This window comes from Mycobacterium sp. NGS57, from assembly GCF_059812405.1.
Genome location: NZ_JCALCP010000002.1, coordinates 40,138 through 58,044 on the forward strand (window position 1 = coordinate 40,138; position 17,907 = coordinate 58,044).

11 protein-coding genes are annotated in these 17,907 nt (G+C 68.2%); 10 read left to right on the plus strand and 1 reads right to left on the minus strand.

Annotated features, from left to right (window positions below; translation table 11 throughout):
- The first annotated feature begins 67 nt into the window (after positions 1 to 67).
- The 5 genes from groL to AC5Y43_RS03665 all read left to right on the plus strand — a co-directional run bounded on the left by groL (position 68) and on the right by AC5Y43_RS03665 (position 7,596).
- Positions 68 to 1,708: a chaperonin GroEL gene (groL, locus tag AC5Y43_RS03645; RefSeq protein WP_499969519.1), complete on the plus strand. Its 1,641-nt coding sequence runs from the start codon at positions 68 to 70 to the stop codon at positions 1,706 to 1,708.
- 78 nt (positions 1,709 to 1,786) lie between these two features.
- The gene (locus AC5Y43_RS03650; protein ID WP_499969521.1) at positions 1,787 to 3,316 is read left to right on the plus strand and encodes an adenylate/guanylate cyclase domain-containing protein; all 1,530 of its coding nucleotides are present in this window, start codon (positions 1,787 to 1,789) and stop codon (positions 3,314 to 3,316) included.
- 265 nt (positions 3,317 to 3,581) lie between these two features.
- Positions 3,582 to 4,226 (plus strand): class I SAM-dependent methyltransferase, encoded by a 645-nt coding sequence (locus AC5Y43_RS03655; RefSeq protein ID WP_499969523.1) that lies wholly within the window; start codon positions 3,582 to 3,584, stop codon positions 4,224 to 4,226.
- Between the two features lie 64 nt (positions 4,227 to 4,290).
- Positions 4,291 to 5,814 carry an adenylate/guanylate cyclase domain-containing protein gene (locus AC5Y43_RS03660; RefSeq protein WP_499969525.1) on the plus strand — a complete coding sequence of 508 codons (1,524 nt, stop codon included), beginning with the start codon at positions 4,291 to 4,293 and terminating at the stop codon, positions 5,812 to 5,814.
- A gap of 264 nt (positions 5,815 to 6,078) precedes the next feature.
- Positions 6,079 to 7,596 (plus strand): adenylate/guanylate cyclase domain-containing protein, encoded by a 1,518-nt coding sequence (locus AC5Y43_RS03665; RefSeq protein WP_499969527.1) that lies wholly within the window; start codon positions 6,079 to 6,081, stop codon positions 7,594 to 7,596.
- Here the strand turns inward: AC5Y43_RS03665 and AC5Y43_RS03670 are convergent.
- On the minus strand, positions 7,591 to 7,992 hold the full coding sequence (locus tag AC5Y43_RS03670) for a styrene oxide isomerase (RefSeq protein ID WP_499969529.1): 402 nt from the start codon (positions 7,990 to 7,992) through the stop codon (positions 7,591 to 7,593). The genes AC5Y43_RS03665 and AC5Y43_RS03670 overlap by 6 nt on opposite strands.
- A gap of 147 nt (positions 7,993 to 8,139) precedes the next feature.
- Between AC5Y43_RS03670 and AC5Y43_RS03675 the strand changes: the two genes are divergently transcribed.
- From AC5Y43_RS03675 to AC5Y43_RS03695, 5 genes are all read left to right on the plus strand, one after another.
- Positions 8,140 to 9,222, plus strand: a complete 1,083-nt coding sequence (locus AC5Y43_RS03675; protein ID WP_499969531.1) for an oxidoreductase family protein — start codon at positions 8,140 to 8,142, stop codon at positions 9,220 to 9,222.
- Between the two features lie 2 nt (positions 9,223 to 9,224).
- A complete protein-coding gene (locus AC5Y43_RS03680; protein WP_499969533.1) occupies positions 9,225 to 15,719 on the plus strand; it encodes an AAA family ATPase in 6,495 nt (2,164 codons plus the stop codon).
- Between the two features lie 39 nt (positions 15,720 to 15,758).
- Positions 15,759 to 16,181 (plus strand): Rid family hydrolase, encoded by a 423-nt coding sequence (locus AC5Y43_RS03685; RefSeq protein WP_499969535.1) that lies wholly within the window; start codon positions 15,759 to 15,761, stop codon positions 16,179 to 16,181.
- A 76-nt stretch (positions 16,182 to 16,257) separates the two neighbouring features.
- A complete protein-coding gene (locus AC5Y43_RS03690) occupies positions 16,258 to 17,475 on the plus strand; it encodes an alkyl sulfatase dimerization domain-containing protein (protein ID WP_499969537.1) in 1,218 nt (405 codons plus the stop codon).
- A gap of 162 nt (positions 17,476 to 17,637) precedes the next feature.
- Positions 17,638 to 17,907 (plus strand): hypothetical protein, encoded by a 270-nt coding sequence (locus AC5Y43_RS03695; protein ID WP_499969539.1) that lies wholly within the window; start codon positions 17,638 to 17,640, stop codon positions 17,905 to 17,907.

Sequence of the window (17,907 nt, forward strand, 5' to 3'; positions counted from 1 at the left end):
CCCCGGCGATCCCCGCGCACACCGCGGGTGATTTCCGGGGCGGCATGCGTTCGGCTTAAGGAGCCTGATGAGCAAAGTTATCGAGTACGACGAAACCGCGCGCCGCGCCATGGAGGCGGGCGTGAACAAGCTCGCCGACGCGGTTCGGGTGACGCTGGGGCCGCGCGGCCGGCATGTGGTGCTGGCCAAGGCATTCGGTGGCCCGGCGGTGACCAACGACGGCGTCACCGTGGCGCGCGAGATCGAGCTGGAGGATCCGTTCGAGAACCTGGGCGCCCAACTGGTGAAGTCGGTGGCCACCAAGACCAACGACGTCGCCGGTGACGGCACCACGACGGCGACCGTGCTCGCGCAGGCGCTGGTCAAGGACGGGCTGCGCATGGTCGCCGCCGGCGCCAACCCCATCGCGCTGGGCATCGGCATCGGCAAGGCCGGCGACGCGGTGTCCGAGGCGCTGCTCGCCGAGGCCACCCCCGTGTCGGGCAAGGAGGCGATCGCGCAGGTGGCCACCGTGTCGTCGCGCGACCAACACATCGGCGAGCTGGTGGGCGAGGCGATGACCAAGGTCGGCGCCGACGGTGTCGTCAGCGTCGAGGAATCCTCCACGCTGAACACCGAGCTGGAGTTCACCGAGGGCGTCGGCTTCGACAAGGGCTTCCTGTCGGCGTATTTCGTCACCGACTTCGACTCCCAGGAAGCCGTGCTCGAGGACCCGCTGATCCTGCTGCACCAGGAGAAGATCAGCTCGCTGCCCGACCTGCTGCCGATGCTGGAGAAGGTCGCCGAGTCCGGCAAGCCGCTGCTGATCATCGCCGAGGACGTCGAGGGCGAGGCGCTGGCGACGCTGGTCGTCAACTCGATTCGCAAGACGCTGAAAGCCGTTGCGGTCAAGGCTCCGTTCTTCGGTGACCGGCGCAAGGCGTTCCTCGAGGACCTGTCGGTGGTCACGGGTGGCCAGGTGATCAACCCCGACGCCGGGCTGGTACTGCGCGAGGTCGGCACCGACGTGCTGGGTTCGGCCCGCCGCGTGGTGGTCAGCAAGGACGACACCATCATCGTCGAGGGCGGCGGCGCCAAGGACGCCGTCGCCAGCCGCATCAAGCAGCTGCGCGCCGAGATCGAGAAGAGCGACTCCGATTGGGATCGCGAGAAGCTGCAGGAGCGGCTGGCCAAGCTCGCCGGCGGCGTCGCCGTCATCAAGGTGGGCGCGGCCACCGAGACCGCGCTCAAGGAGCGCAAGGAAAGCGTCGAGGACGCCGTCGCGGCCGCCAAGGCCGCGGTGGAGGAGGGCATCGTCGCGGGCGGCGGAACCGCGCTCATCCACGCCCGCAAGGCGCTGCAGGACCTGCGTCCCACGTTGCCCGACGACGAGGCACTCGGGGTCGACGTGTTCTCCAGCGCGCTGGCGGCGCCGCTCTACTGGATCGCCACCAACGCCGGTCTGGACGGTGCGGTCGCGGTCAGCAAGGTCAGCGAGCTGCCCGCCGGGCAGGGGCTGAACGCGGACACGCTCGACTACGGCGACCTGATCGGCGCCGGCATCATCGACCCGGTCAAGGTCACCCGATCGGCCGTCGTCAACGCGGCTTCGGTGGCCCGGATGGTCCTGACCACCGAGACGGCAATTGTCGAGAAAGTAAGCCACGAGGAGGATGACCACGGCCACGGTCACGGGCACGGGCACGGGCACCACCACCACCACCACTGAGTGGCGAAGCGAAGCGCCCCGGTGATCTGGCCGGGGCGTTTTCGCGGCCTAGCCGCCATGTGCGTCTAGTCTCGCGCCATGGACCGCTTCGTGCAGTGGGCATGGGACCGGTTCGGCGCGCGGTACTCGTGGGTAGTCTGCGGGGTCTCCGTCCTGGTGCCGTTCCCGATTTACTTTTTCTTGTCTTGTGCCATCGTGGCTTTCGAGAAGTCGGGTCACTACCTCGAAGCGGCGGCCGCCACCGGCGTTGCGATGTTGGTGCTGGCGTACGGAATTGTTCTGCCCGGCCGTGGCGCATGGCGACTTGTCGAGCGATGGGCAGCGGGTGAAGCGGTGGATCCGGCGAGGGCACTTGAGGCCACCTACGCCTGGTCTCGTCGTGCCGTTGTCCGAGGGCTGGCGGTCGTCATCGTGTGCGGCGTCCTGCTGTCGCTCGTAATCGGTGTCGTTGCCGGCGCGGCCGGACCGCGGCTCGTCCAGTACGCGGTCCTCGGTGGCGTTGTCGGGGCCGGTTCACACCTGATCGGTGTACACAGTGTGCCGGAAGGGCCGATGCGGCCGGTACGGGCCGCCATCGGCCGCAACACCGGGATCGGTGACTCCCTGCCCCGGTCGCGCCCCACGTTCGCCGCGTGGTCGAACTTGTCCATCCTCGCAACCGCGTTCGGTTTCTCCGTGGCGGGCGCGACGGTGGCGGGTGAGTTCGATCGGTCCAAGCAGTTCCCCCTGCTGTGGGTAGTCATCGGCTGCTTCTTGACAGTGGGCTTCGCCGTGCCGATAACCGTCATCAGTGTGTTCGGGCCGACTCTGCAACCGATTCGCGACCTCGCCCAAGGAGCCGAACGTGTTGGGGCCGGCGACTTCAGCCAGCGCCTGCCGGTGGTTCAAGATGATGATCTCGGCGCGTTGGCGGCGTCGTTCAACCGGATGCAGGCCGGTTTGGCTGAGCGGCAACGACTTCAGGCCGCGTTCGGGACCTACGTCGACCCGTCCTTGGCGGCGCGGTTGCTCGAGCAGGGCGATGACGTGTTCACCGGGGAGCGCCGTGAGGTGTCGGTGATGTTCGTCGACATCCGCGATTTCACCCCGTTCGCCGAGACGCACACCGCTGAGGAGACTGTCGCCCATCTCAATGCATTGTTCGAGATCGTGGTGCCTGCCGTCGTCGAGGCTGGCGGCCACGTGAACAAGTTCCTGGGCGACGGCGCGCTGGCGGTCTTCGGCGCTCCCAATCAACTTGCGAATCACGCCGACGCCGCAGTGAGCGCCGCGGCATCGATCAGCCGCCTTGTCGCCGAGCGATTCGGTGGGAAGCTTCGCATCGGCATCGGGATAAACACTGGTGTGGTGATCGCAGGCACCATCGGCGGTGGAGGCAAGCTGGAGTTCACTCTGATCGGCGATGCGGTCAACGTCGCTGCCCGCGTCGAGCAACTCACCAAGACCACCCGCGACGCAATCCTGCTCACCCAGCAGTCCGTCGACGCCCTGACTTCTCGACCGTCGGGACTCACCGATCGGGGATCGTATGCGCTGAAAGGTAAGGCAGCCGCTGTAAAGGTCTTCGGGCTCGACCCTGCTGAGACTCGTTTCCATCGCCTCGGCTGAATTGCGTAACGTATTCCAACCGATGGTCGGTGGCAGTGGTACATCCTGCACAACCGAGACCGCCGTCGTCGACAAGCCCGCCGACGCCGACGATGACCACGGCCACGGTCACAGCCACGGGCATGGGCATCACTACCACCATCACCACTAGGTAGTGCCGACGAAACACCCTCGGTCCGCGTGGCCGGGGGTGTTTTCGGTTGGACTGTCGAGTGGCATTATCGGGAACGACAGCCGCTCTGACGATTCAGATCTGAGGTAGACCGTGGCGGGATTGCGCCAGGCGGTGCTGACAGCGGTTGCCGGACAGCTCGGCCGCCCGCACGGTCTCGTCGGTCGCGGCGTAGCGCTTCTGCTCAACCGAAGCAACCGACGAGCGGTGGCCGGCGCCGCTGATGCGGCAGGCGCCGCACCCGGAAACACCATGGCGGACATAGGGTTTGGTGGGGGCCTGGGGCTGGAACTGCTGCTACAGCGGGTCGGCCAGGATGGGACCACATATGGGGTCGAGATTGCCGAGGACATGCTAAGGCGCGCCCGGGCGCGCTTCGCTACGCAGATCGCGGCCGGCTCAGTCAAGCTCTGCAATGGGTCGCTCGCCGCGTTGCCGCTCGAAGATAAATCGCTGGACGCAGCGATTTCGGTCAACACTCTGTACTTCGTTGACGACCTTGACGCCGCATGCACCGAGCTGGCTCGAGTCTTGCGGCCCGGAGGCCGAGCTGTTCTGGGTATCGGCGACCCCGATGCGATGGCTCGCTTACCTTTCACCGCATACGGATTCAGGCTTCGCCCGATCCCCGAGGTCGTTGCCGCCCTACAAAAGGGGGGGTTCGACGAGGTCGAGCAGCGTCGCCTCGATGACGTGGCGGTCCCGCATCATTTGCTCATAGCGCACGCCCGCGGCTAACGCGCCGCTAGGTAGTGCTGAAGAAACACCCCCGGTTCGTCGCCGGGGGTGTTTCGCTATCGGCATGGATCGCATCTGGCAATTGGTGTGGGAGCGGTACAAATCCAGGTATTCGTGGGCCTGCTGGGCGCTCACGCTGGCCCTGGCACTCCCGGTTTATCTCGCCTGGTCGTTGGGCATTGTCGCTTTCGAGGGGTCAGGTCGCTACGGGGAGGCGGCGGCGGTGACCGTGGTCGCCGTGCTCGCGTACCTGTATGTAGTGGCAGTTCCCGGCGGAAGGGATCCGCGCGTCATCGAGCGGTGGGCCGCCGGCGACGACGTTGATCGAGAGAGCGCACTGCGCGCCACCTACAGCTATGGCCGGAAAATGATCGCGAGGGGGGTTGTCGTCACCTTTGTCTGGATCGCGGCACTGTTCGCCGGTGTCGGGGCGATTGCCGGAGCGAGCGGGCCGCGGCTCGTCCAGTACGCGGTTCTGGGCGCCATTGCCGGAACTGCCGGCCAGCTGATCACCCAGCACAGCCTCGTCGAAGCAATCATGCGGCCCCCCAGGGCTGCGATTGCCGCGGATACTCAGATCGGCGATTCCCTGCCCCGCTCTCGCCCGGCGTTCGCCACGTGGACCAACGTGGCCATGCTTGCGGTGGGGTTCGCATTCGCCGTCGCGGGTGCGATTACGGGAGCCGTACTCGACGTCGGCAGGCACGGTCCTGCCCTCGCCATGATGATCGGTGGTGTACTCGTGCTCGTCGTCGGTCCGTCGCTCTGGGCAGCGTACTCGCCACTGCTGCAACCCATTCGCGATCTGGCCGCAGGAACTGCGCGTGTTGCCACCGGTGATTTCAGCCAACGCTTGCCGGTGGTGCAAGATGACGACCTCGGCGCGCTGGCGGCGTCGTTCAATCGCATGCAGGCGGGTTTGACGGAGCGGCAACGACTTCAGGCGGCATTCGGGACTTACGTCGACCCGGCCTTGGCGGCGCGGCTGCTCGAGCAGGGCGACGACGTCTTCACCGGCGAGCGCCGCGAGGTTACGGTGATGTTCGTCGACATCCGCGACTTCACCCCGTTCGCCGAGGCCAACAGCGCCGAGGACACCGTCGCCCGGCTCAACGCCCTATTCGAGATCGTCGTGCCCGCCGTAGTCGACGCGGGGGGGCACGTCAACAAGTTCCTCGGCGACGGTGCGCTGGCCGTCTTCGGCGCCCCCAACGATCTCGCGCATCACGCCGACGCCGCGGTGGGCGCGGCGGTTCTGATCCATCGCCTGGTCGCTGAGCGATTCGACGGCGCGCTTCGGATCGGCATCGGGATCAACACCGGTCCGGTGATCGCCGGCACTATCGGGGGCGGGGGCAAGCTCGAGTTCACCCTGATCGGTGACACCGTCAACGTCGCGGCCCGCGTCGAGCAGCTCACCAAGTCCACCGGTGACGGGATCCTTCTCACCCAGCGGACCGTCGACGCTTTGATTTCTCCACCGGCCGGGCTTACCGGCCGGGGCGCTCACGCCCTGAAGGGCAAGTCGCTGCCCACAGAGCTTTTCGGTCTCGGCTCAGCCGTCGCGCCCTCGCCTCGGCTGGGCTGAATCGGTGGGCTTGCTCCTCGAGACTTGCGCCACGCACAAGCATCCCGGCGTGTCGTGTGCGTGGTGTCAGTGCCGCGATGACCGCAATCGCTGACCGCGGAACTGCCGTGGGGAGAAGCTGGCCGAGCCGTAGAGCACCGGTCACGAACTACGTAGCGCGCTGAGTATGTAGGCGAGAAGACGCAGAATCGCACTCCGCTTCGCGGAATCGTGCGATTCTGCGTCTGCTCGCGCCGAGGGGTGTTCGGTGTCTAGTCTCCCGCCATGGACCGCATATTCCAGTGGGCGTGGGATCGGTATGGGCCGAGGTATCTGTGGGTGGTCTGCGCGATAATCTTCCCGCTGCAGCTGCCGGCGTACCTTGGCTTCTCGCTGCTCCTTGTCGCCCTCGAGGGATCCCATCGCTACGTCGAGGCGGCAGTCGTCGCCGTTGTCGCCATGCTGCTCCGGGTGTACATGCTCGTCCTGCCCGGCTCGAAGGGGTTCCGCGCCGTTGAGCGGTGGGCGGCGGGTGATGCCGTCGACCAGGAAACGGCTCTCAATGCGACCTACACCTTCGCCCGGCGGACGATGGCACGATCGGTCGCGGGCGATACGCTCTGGGCCGCTTCGCTCGCCATCGCTATCGGTGTGATCGCGGGGTCGACCGGGCGGAGGCTCGTCGAGTGGGGGATTTTCGGCGCCGCCTTCGGAGGCGCCGCCGCGCTCGTCGGCATGCACAGCTTCGTGGAGGGAGCGTTTCGGCCGGCCAGGGCGGCGATCGGCGGTGACACCGGGATCGGTGACTCCCTGCCCCGCGCTCGCCCGACTTTCGCCGCGTGGGCGAAACTGTCCGTGCTCGCGCTCGCGTTTGTGTCCGTCGCCTCGGGCGCGATGTTGGCGGGCCTGTGCTACCGCTTCTGGCAGGGCCCCCTGGTCCTTGTCGTGATCGCGTGTGCGCTGACGTTTGGCGTGGGGCCGGTCGCGGTCTTCGCGGTGTTCTCGCCATTCCTGCGGCCCATCCGCGACCTCGCCGAGGGAACCGAACGTGTCGCGGCGGGCGACTACGGCCAACGCCTGCCGGTGGTTCAGGACGACGACCTCGGCGCGCTGGCGGCGTCATTCAATCGGATGCAGGCGGGTTTGGCTGAGCGGCAACGACTTCAGGGCGCATTCGGTACCTATGTCGACCCCACACTCGCGGCGCGGCTGCTCGAACAGGGCGACGACGTGTTCACCGGCGAACGCCGTGACGTGACCGTGATGTTCGTCGACGTCCGCGACTTCACCCCGTTCGCCGAGGCGAACACCGCCGAGGACACCGTCGCCCGGCTCAACGCCCTGTTCGAGATCGTCGTGCCCGCCGTCGTGGAAGCCGGGGGGCACGTCAACAAGTTCCTCGGCGACGGCGCGCTGGCGGTCTTCGGCGCCCCAAACGATCTTGCGCATCACGCCGACGCCGCGGTGGGCGCCGCCGTGCTCATTCAGCGCCTGGTGGCGGAGCGCTTCGACGGCGAGCTTCGGATCGGCATCGGAATCAACACCGGCCCGGTGATCGCCGGAACCATCGGCGGCGCAGGCAAACTCGAGTTCACCCTAATCGGCGACACCGTCAACGTCGCCGCCCGCGTCGAGCAGCTCACCAAGACCACCGGCGACGGGATCCTTCTCACCCAGCAGTCGGTCGACGCCCTGGCTTCTCGGCCAGTGGGGCTGAGCGACAGGGGATTTCACGCCGTAAAGGGCAAGTCGGCTGCCGTGCAGGTTTTCGGCCTGGACGTTACGCTTCGCGTTCCGTCATAGCCCGGCGATCAGGATGCCCACGCCCAGCACGATCGCCAAACTGAGGGAAATCAGCAGGAAGCTGACGAGCCCTTCCTTGGCCGCCGAGGCCCCGTGGTCACCGGCCGCAATCGGCGCGAAACGTCGGCCCGCGCCCCATGCCGCGGCGAGCAGCGTCGCCAACCAGTTCGCGTAGCCCGCGTAGACGATCAGCGCGACCGCGGCGACTCCCCACGCGTGGGGCAGGTGGATGTGCGGCCAGAGCAGGCCGAGTATCACGACGAACATGCCGTTGAGGACGGCTTCGAGGTGGCTCGACAGGGCCATACGCGGGTTCTTCAGCGCCGGGACGGCCAACCCGGTCAGCAAACCGATCAAGAACAGGACCAGGCCAAGCGTGAACAGCATCGTCTGCATGTCAGAACGGTACGGGCGCGCGACCGCGCCTGCTGCCGTTCCGCCAGGAGATGAGCGCCGCGATGCTCCGCTGTTTGGAGCCGGCAAATTATTAATGCCGTGAAGCCACAGCAAACCCGCTGAATTTCGTAAGATTGCGTCGTTCAGATGGAGGTCGGGCCGATGGCAGGGTTTCCGGTTGACCCCTCGTCCGTGACGGCGGAATGGCTCAGCAAGGTGCTGTGCGCCGACGTGCGGGAATGCCGGCTCGAACAGATTGGCATCGGTGTCGGACTCCTCGGTCGCTTGTACCGTGCGCATCTCGACGGCGCGCCCGGCGTGCCCCGGTCGGTGGTCGTGAAGTTGCCGCTGGTGGACGCCGAAGTACGAACCGCCGTCTGCGCCGACCTCGAGTTCTACCTGCGCGAGGTGCGCTTCTACCAGGAGATCGGCCTGGCCAACCCGCTGCGCCCGGCACGCCCGTACGTCGCGGCGTTCGACGAGACGACGCACGACTTCGTGCTCGTCCTCGAGGACCTCGGGCGCCTCCGCGTCGCCGATCAGATCGTGGGGTGCACCGCCGCCGACGCCGAAACGGTCGTCGACGGCATCGCCCGTCACCACGCCCACTGGTGGGAAAGCCGTCGGTTCGCGGCGCTGCCCTGGTTGAAGACATTCAGCACGCCGCCGTTCCCGGCACGTCTGGCCGGCAATTTCGAGGCCGCCTGGCCACGCTTCCTCGAGGGCGTCGGTGCGGACCTGTCGCCGGAACTGCGCGTATTCGGAGAGCGGTTTCCCGCGCTTGTTCCGTGGTTCTTCCAGGAGCTCACCCGGCCACCCAATACCTTCCTGCATGGCGACCTGCGCCTCGACCAGCTGTTCTTCGCCGTCGACGCAGACGATCCAACGGTGACGGCGCTGGACTGGCAGGTCACCTCGAAAGGCCGGGGCGCCTACGACGTGGCGTATTTCCTGAGCCAGAGCCTGGTCACCGAAACGCGGCGCGGCTGCGAAAGCCGGCTCATCGAGCGGTACGCCGAGACCCTGGCGGAGAACGGGATCGACTACCCCCGAGAAGAGCTGTGGCGCGACTACCGGCTCACCACGGCATGGTGCTTCGCCTACCCGGTGATTGCCGCCGGCCGGATCGACCTCGCCAACGACCGGCAGCTACAGCTGCTCCGGAGCATTCTCGGCCGCGCCGCCGTGGCGATCGAGGACCACGACGCCCTGTCGCTGAGGCCCGACTGAGCATGGCCGAGCACCGCCGAGCCTGCCCGTCGTGCGGCACCACCAACGAAGAGGACGCCCGCTTCTGCGAAGGCTGCGGCGGGCCACTCGGCCGGGCCTGCCCGACGTGCGGTGTCGAGGCCAGCGCCACCGCGCGATTCTGCCGGGGATGCGGCGCGCCGCTCGACGACCACGTGCAGCCCGGCCGTGCGACCGCCGCGCGCAAGACGGTGACGGTGATGTTCGCCGACCTGGCCGGTTCGACCAGCTTCGAGGAGCGCGTCGACGCCGAGACTGCGCGCGAGGTCATCGGCCGCTACCACGACCTGCTTCGCTCGACCGCCGAGCGCAATCGGGCGGGCGTCACCAAGTACATCGGCGACGGGTTCATGGCCGTCTGGGGCGTTCCCGAGATGGGACCCGACGACGCCGGCCGAGCGGTCGACGCCGCGGTCGAGCTGCAAGAGCGCTTCGTCGACCTCGCCGCCGGCGTGTCCGAAGGGCACGGTGTCGATCTCGCCCTGCGGGTCGCGGTCAACACCGGTGAGGTCGTGGTCGGCGCCGGCGACGCCGACCTCGTCGGTGACGCCGTGAACGTCGCGGCGCGGCTCGAGGCCGAATGTCCGCGCGGCCACGTCGTCGTCGGCGAGGAAACGTGGCGGTCGACGCGCGGCCGGCACTCCTATGACGCGCACGGTCAGGTGCAGGTGAAGGGACGCACCGCGCCCGTGGCCGTGTACCAGTGGCTGGGCCGCCAATCCGAGCCCGCCGACTCCGCCGTGTTTGTCGGCAGGGCTGACGAGCTCCGGCGCCTCGGCGCCGCGTTCGATGACGCGATGGCCGCTCAGGCGGCGCGGCTGGTCACCGTCATCGGCGATCCCGGTGTCGGCAAGAGCCGGCTGGCGGCGGAGTTCGTCGAGGCGCGGCCGGGCCTCCGCGTCGTTGCGGCCCGGTGCCACGCCGAGCAGACCGTCGCGCTGGCGCCGATCGTCGAGGTGTTGCGGGCCCGCGACCTGGATGCCGACATTCCTGTCGGCGTTCCCGAGCGCGACCGCGTGCTCGGCGACCTCAAGGGTCTTGCGGCCGGCGTACCCGGATCGGTGGAGGAGACGTTCTGGGCGCTGCGCCGGTTCGTCGAGGTGCTGGCGTCCGGTGAGCCGCTGGTGATCATCCTCGACGACCTGCACTGGGCCGACACCCTGCTCGTCGACTTCGTCGAGCACCTCGCGGAGTGGGTGAAGGAAGTGCCGGTGCTCGTGGTGGCCCTGGCCCGGCCCGAGCTCCGCGAGGCCCGGCCCGACCTCGTCGGCTGGGTGTCCGAGGCATTCCACCTCGGCGGCCTCGGCCCCGACGCGACCGCCGAGCTGGCGGCCGGCGTCCTGGGCGCGTCCCGCCTGCCGCAGGAGCTGGTGACCCGGCTCCCCTCGTCGACCGGCGGCAATCCACTGTTCGTCCGCGAGTTGCTCGGGATGCTCGTGCACGACGGGGTCCTCGTCGCGGACCCGGCCGGCTGGCGGCTGACGATCGATGCCGACGCCATCACCATTCCGCCCACGATCCAGGCGCTGCTGGCGTCGCGGCTGGAGCGGCTCGACGCCAGGGATCGGCGGGTGCTCGAGATGGCGTCGGTGGTCGGCACCGACTTCTCACCGGCGGCGGTGCGCGCGCTCGGGGAACGCGGTGCCGAGATCAAGGAGCCCCTGGAACGACTGCGTCGCCTCGACCTCGCGCAGCCGACCGGGGCCTACATCGGCGACGAGCCGGTCTGGCGGTTTCACCACGTCCTGATCCGCGACGTCGCCTACCGCCGGCTGTTGAAGTCGGACCGGGCCGAGCTGCACGAGCGGCTCGCCACGTGGGTGGAGGCGGGCGGGGCGAGTCTCGCGTTCGACGCCGACGAAATGGTCGCCCGGCATCTGGACGCCGCCCACCGATACCGGCTGGATCTCGGCGCGCGCGACGAGCACACCGATGGGCTCGCGCTGCGGTCGGCACGGTGTTACGTGGTTTCGGCGCGCCGGGCGCTGGATCGTGACCAGCTTGTCTCGGCCGGCGCCCAGGCGGCGCGCGGTGCGGCTTTGGCCGCCGCCGACGAGGCGCTGCACGCCGAGCTGTTGCTGGTCGGCAGCGAGGCCCTGCTCTCCGCCGGGGACGTCACCGCCGCCGCGCCGCTCGTCGAGGCCCTCGAGCGCCTCGCCGGCGAGGCGCTGGCGCCATGGGCGACCTGCTACCGGAGTCAGTTCGTCGTCTACACCGACCCGGAACGGCTGTTGGAGGTCGACGCCCTCCTGCAGGACGCCATCGACGAGTTCGCCCGGCGCGGGGACCCGGCCGGGCTGGCCAAGGCGTATCGGGTGCGCGCGAATGCCCGCGCCCGGCTCGGCCGTATCGGCGACTGCGAGACCGACCTCTTCGAGGCGCTGATCGCGGCGCGGCAGGCCGGCGACCACCGGCAGATCACCGCGGCCCTGGGCGCCGCGCCCAACGCCGCGCTATGGGGCCCCAACCCGGTGCCCAAGGCCGGCGGGCGGTGTCTTGACGTGGTCCGGATGCAGCGCATGACCACCGCGGCGCCCTCGCTCGAGGCGACGTCGCTGCGCTGCCTGGCCGTGCTCGAGCTGCTTCGGGGCCGGGCCGACAAGGCCCGCACGATGCTGGCCGATGCGCGCCAGATCGTCGCCGACCTCGGGTTCCGCCACGGCCTGATGGAAACCGAGCTCTTCGCCGGGATCATCGAGTTGATGGCGGGCGACCCGATCGCGGCCGAGCCGCACCTTCGGGCCGCTCTGGAAGGACTGGACGCCCTGGGCGTCGGTGCCGACGCCGGTCAGGCCGCCGCCCTGCTGGCGCGATCGGTGCTCGCCCAGGACCGCGTCGACGAAGCAGACCGGTACGCGGGCGAAAGCGAGCGCCTCGCCGGGCACAACCTGAAGACGGCCATCGCGTGGCGCGCGGCGCGCGGCGAGATCCTGGCGGCGCGGGGCCGGTACGACGACGCCGCCACCATGGCCAGGGAAGCGGTCGCCGTCGCCGCCGACACCGACCTGGTGCTCGACCACGCCGAGGCCTGCCTCGCCCTGGCCCGGGTGCTCGCCGCGGCGGGCGATACGCGGGGGGCGGCGGACGCCCGGGGCGACGCCGAGGCGCTCTATGCGGCGAAGGAGGCGGCGGGCTCGATCGCGCGAACGGTGGAGCGCGCCGCGCCGGCGGCGACGGGCCCGGCGCCGTCGCGTCTGGCCGTCGCGAACCGGGCGAGCGCGCTGAGCGAGCGCGGATTGCTCGCGCTGCGCGCCAGCGATATCGATGGCGTCGTCGCCGGCTATCTCGATGGGCATGTGTACGACGACCGGCGGCGCATGCAGGGCGGCCCGATCGAGGACCGCGCCGATGCGCGGGCGGCCATTGAGCGCGCCTGCGAGCAGTACAACCACTTCGACGGGCGCACGCTGGCCGTCCGGGGTGAGCGCCTGCACCTGCTCTGGACTCGCTGGTCGGACGACGCCGGAAACGAGACGACCTATCTGCATGTCTTCGAGCTCGGTGATGACGGGCTCGTCTGCTACGAAGGCCGATTCGACGAGGACGACTTCGACGGCGCCTACCGGGAGCTGGAGCGCCGCTATTACGCCGGCGAGGGCGCGGCGTTCGCCGAGGGGGGTGCTATCTCGACAGAATCCATGATCGCCTTCAGCCAAGGCGACTTCGACCGGTTTTTCGGCGAGCTCAGCGCACCCGAGATGCGTTGGGAGAACCGGTCGCGATCGGCTGACCCACACCGCTCAGAGAACGACCTTCGTGCCAGCTTTGGGGAACTTAAAGCGATGGTCGCATCGGTGCGGATATGGCTCTCGGCGGTGTGCTGGTTGTCGCCGACCTGGAGTGTTACCCGCATAGAACGCGAGGCCGTCGGGCTGGACGGCGAGCGCTATGCCTGGACGCGGATCCTGGTGGGTGAGATCCGCGACGGCCGGCTCACGTCGATGTGCGAGTTCGAACTCGACGACGAGGAGGCGGCATTCGCCCTCGCCGAGGAGCGGACGCGAGCGACACCCAGCCGGCTCGCGGTCAGCAACGGCGCCAGCCGGGCAACGGACGGGCTCATCGAGGCGGCGCGGGCACGGAACGCCGCCGTCGCCGTCGAGTCCTACGCCAACCGGTTCGCATTCGACGACCGACGCCGGCTCAGCGGCGACCCGATCGAGGACCGTGCGACGCTGCTTGTCGCGATCGAGCAAATCCTCACTCATTACTCGCAATTCGAGGCGCGCACGCTGGCGGTGCGCGGTGAGCGCCTCCAGCTGTCCTGGAGCCGCTGGTCGGATGAGGCCGGGAACGAAACGACACATCTGCAGCTGGTCGAGATCGACGATTACGGACGGATCACCTACGACGGCCGCTTCGACGACGACGACTTCGAGGGGGCCTACCGCGAGCTCGAAAACCGTTATTACGCAGGCGAAGGCGTGGCGTTCGCCGCGGCGGGGGCCGTCTCGACAGAATCCATGATCGCCTTCAACCACGGCGACTACGACCGGTCGTTCGGCGAACTCATGGCGCCTGAGATGCGCATCGACAACCGGTCGCGGTCGGCTTTCCCGGATCGCTCAGCCGACGACCTTCGCACCACCTCTGAGCAGCTGAAAAACATGGTCGCCTCGGTGCGGCAGTGGCTCTCGGCAGCGTGCTGGGTGTCGCCGTCCTGGCTTGTTGCCCGACTGGACCGCGAGGCCGTCGGGCCGGAAGGGGAGCCCTACTCCTGGACGCGGATCCTGGTAGGCGAGATCCGCGGCGGCCGAATCGCGTCGATGTGCGAATTCGAACTGGACGACGAGAACGCGGCGTTCGCCCTCGCCGAAGAGCGGATGAAAACCAACGCCAGCCGGCTCGCGGTCGACAACCGCGCCAACCGGGCACACAACGGTGTTTTCAACGCACTGCGGGCACAGAACGCCCGCGCCGCCGTCGAGTTCTACTCGGAGCAATCCACTCACGATGACCGGCGGCGACTTCCCGGTGGCCGGGTTGACAACCAAGCGACGCTGCTCGCGAGCGCTGAGCGAGTCCTGTTGCAATACAAGCGATTCGAGGAGCGCACGTTAGCCGTGCGCGGTGAATGCCTGCAGCTGTCCTGGAGTAAGTGGTCAGATGACGCCGGCAACGAAACAACCTACCTGCACGTAATAGAACTCGGGAGTGACGGGCTGATCGCCTATGACGGTCGCTTCGACGGCGACGACTTCGAGGGCGCCTACCGAGAGCTGGACCGCCGCTATTACGCGGGCGACGGCGCGCCGTTCGCCGAGGCGGGCGGTGTCACCACGGAATCGATGATCGCCTTCAACCAAGGCGACTTCGACCGGCTTTTCGGCGAGTTCTGTGCCGCTGAGATGCGGTTCGAGAACCGGTCACGGTCGGCTTTCCCGGATCGCTCGGCCAGCGACTTCCGTGCCAGCGCTGGGGAACTGAAAGCCATGGTCGCCTCGGTGCGGATGTGGGTCTCGGCGGTGTGCTGGTTATCGCCCGCGTGGAGTGTTGCCCGCTTTGAGCGCGAGGCCGTTGGGCCGGAGGGCGAGCGGTATGCGTGGACCGGACTCCTCGTAACTGAGATCGGCGGCGGTCGAATCCTGTCGATGTGCGAGTTCGAACTCGACGATGAGGACGGAGCGTTCGCCCTCGCCGAAGAGCGGATGCGGGCCGCCCCCAGCCGGCTCGCGGTCAGCAACCGGGCCAGCCGGGCAATGGACGGCGCTTTCGACGCGATGCGGGCCCGGAACGCCGTCGCCGCCATGGGGTTCTACGCGGATGGGTTTGACTACGACGATCGGCGCCGACTCAGCGGCGACCTGATTGGCGACCGTGGGGCGCTGCTCGCGGCGATCGATCGAGTCCTCGCTCAGTACACGCAATTCGAGTCGCGCGTCCTGGCCGTGCGTGGTGAACGCGTGCAGCTGTCCCGGTGCCGCTGGTCCGATGAGGCCGGGAATGAATCGACTCATCTGCGCGTGGCCGAGGTCGGCGAAGACGGAAGAATCACATATTCCGGACGCTACGAAGACGACGACTTCGAGGGCGCCTACCGAGAGCTGGAGCGCCGCTACTCTGCCGGCGAGGGCGCGGCATATGCCGTTGCCACGGTGGCGGATTCGATCGTTGCCGTGAACAACCGCGACTTCGACCGGTTGTTCGGCGAGCTCAGCGTCCCGGAGCTTCGCGTGGAGAGCCGGACACTATCGGCGTTCCCGGATCGCTCGGCCAGCGACCTTCGCGCCAGTTTTGGCGACCTGAACGCGATGGTCGCCTCGACGCGGACATGGCTCTCGGCGGTGCGCTGGGTGTCCCCGACGTGGGGCGTCACCCGCCTGGAGCGCGAGGCCGTCGGGCCGGAAGACGAGCAGTACGCATGGACCCGGCTGCTCGTCGTCGAGACGCGCGACGGGCGGCTCGCGTCGATGTGCGAGTTCGAACTCGACGACGAGGAGGCGGCGTTCGCTCTCGCCGAGCAGCGGGCACGGTCGTAGCCGCCCCGCGCGGCGGTGCAGACAGGCAAGATTGCACGCGTGGACAGCCCATCATTTTTCGTCACGCCGGGATATGGCGATCGCCAGCTCCGGAACTTCCACTATTCGCAGGCGGTTCGGCACGGTAACCGGGTCGAGACTTCCGGCCAGGGCGGTTGGGACGACGACTGGCGATTTCCGGAGGCGGTGCGAGGCGAAGTGATTCAGGCCTTCGACAACGTCGAGCGGACGCTGGCGACTGCCGGGGCGTCGTGGCGCGACGTGGTCAGCGTCCACTCCTACCATGTGCCGGACGCTGACGGCACGATCGGACAGGATCACCTCGCCACGATGGCGGAGCAGTTCCGTCGACGCATGGGTGATCGCGCTCCGCTGTGGACGTGCATCGGCGTCGCGGCCCTCGCAAATCCGGCGATGCGGGTCGAGATCCAAGTCACCGCAGTCGTCGACCGCGACGGATGACCAGCCGAAATCTGACGCCCGGAGACGCGGGAGAACAAATGTTAGGTTTGTCGACGAACCGATGCCGGGAGGCAGCATGACGCCGTCGCTGGACGAACTGGTCAAGCGGGGAGAGGGTGCTCAGGACGCCGTCGATCTGGGCGACGGCATCTTCATGTCCCGCAACATCGCCAACAGTTATCTCGTGACGACGTCCGACGGTGACCTGCTGATCAACACCGGCACCGATTTCGAGGCGTCCGAGATCCGGGCCCGGTTCGCGCGCGTCAGCCAGGGTCCGCTTCGGATGATCACCTTCACGCAGGGCCACCCCGACCACGTCGGCGGCTGGAGCGAGTTCCACCGGCCCGGCGTCGAAACGATCGCGCAGGCCAATCATTGCGACGTCCGCGAGTACTGGCGCCGCCTGCATCCGTTCTACGTGCGGCGCATCATGACGCTGTGGGGCGCCTTCATGGACGTGGCAACCCAGGCGGCCGCACTGCCACCGGAGCCAATGCTCACCCAGACGTTCCTCGACACCCACGGATTCGACCTCGGCGGTCGGCGGTTCGAGCTGCACTCCACGCCCGGCGGCGAGACCACCGACGCGCTCGCGGTGTGGCTGCCCGAACACCGCACGGTGTTCATCGGCAACCTGATGGGCCCGTTCTTCGGCCACGTCCCCAACCTGTATACGCTGCGCGGCGACAAGATCCGCAGCGCGATGACCTTCATCCACTCCCTGGACAGGGTCATCGGGCTTGGTCCCGAAACGCTCATCAACGGCCATGACGTGTTTCGCGGCGCCGCAGCGATCCGGGCCACCCTGACCAAGGTGCGCGACGCGACGGCCTACCTTCGCGATCGCACCATCGATGGCATGAACTCCGGCTCCGACCTGTGGACCCTGATGCGTGACGTCACTCTTCCGCCGGGGCTGGCGCTTCCCCAGGTGCACGGCAAGGTCGCCTGGATCGTGCGGGCGATCTGGGAGGAGCATGTGGGCTGGTTTCGCTACGAGTCCACCACCGAGCTCTACGACGCGCCGCCGTCGACCGTCTGGCCGGACATCGTGAACCTGATCGGCGGCACCGCCCCGCTCACCGAGCGCGCCGCCGCCCATGCCGAGGCCGGCCGTCCCTTGCAGGCGCTGCATCTGACTGACGTCGTCCTGGCCCACACCCCGGGCGATCCCGACGCCTTGGCAGTGAAACGCCAAGCGCTGGAACAACTCCTGGCCGCCGGCGGGCGGGAGAACCACAGCGAGGTGCAGTGGCTGGAACACGAGCTCAAGAGCGCGGCGGCGAAATGAGCTCGTCAGCTCGCCGAACGTGAAGCTACTGCGAAAACATCGCGAAAATCTCGCAACAGCTGCACGCTCGGCAAACTAACGCGAACGACAAAAATATGAGAGCCGTATGAGCCGGGCGCTCGGCGGACTCCTCACCGCGAGACATATGCAAACGTGAACCTTGTGGCCTCCGAATCGCAGGTAGCAGAAGCGCTAAGACAAGCGTCGACGTACCTGTGGCTGGCCGACGTGGTCGGCAAGAGGCGGCTGCCGATCATCCAGTCGCTCTACAGTTTTGCCGCCCGGCAGATGGTCGCCTACACCGAGGACGGCGAGGACTGGCACATCCGGGCGGCTGCCGCCGCCGCGCACGACGCCACCGAAATGCACCAACTGCTCACCAGCCGGGCCTCGCGCGTCTCGGGCACGCTGGACAACCCGACGAACCTCTGA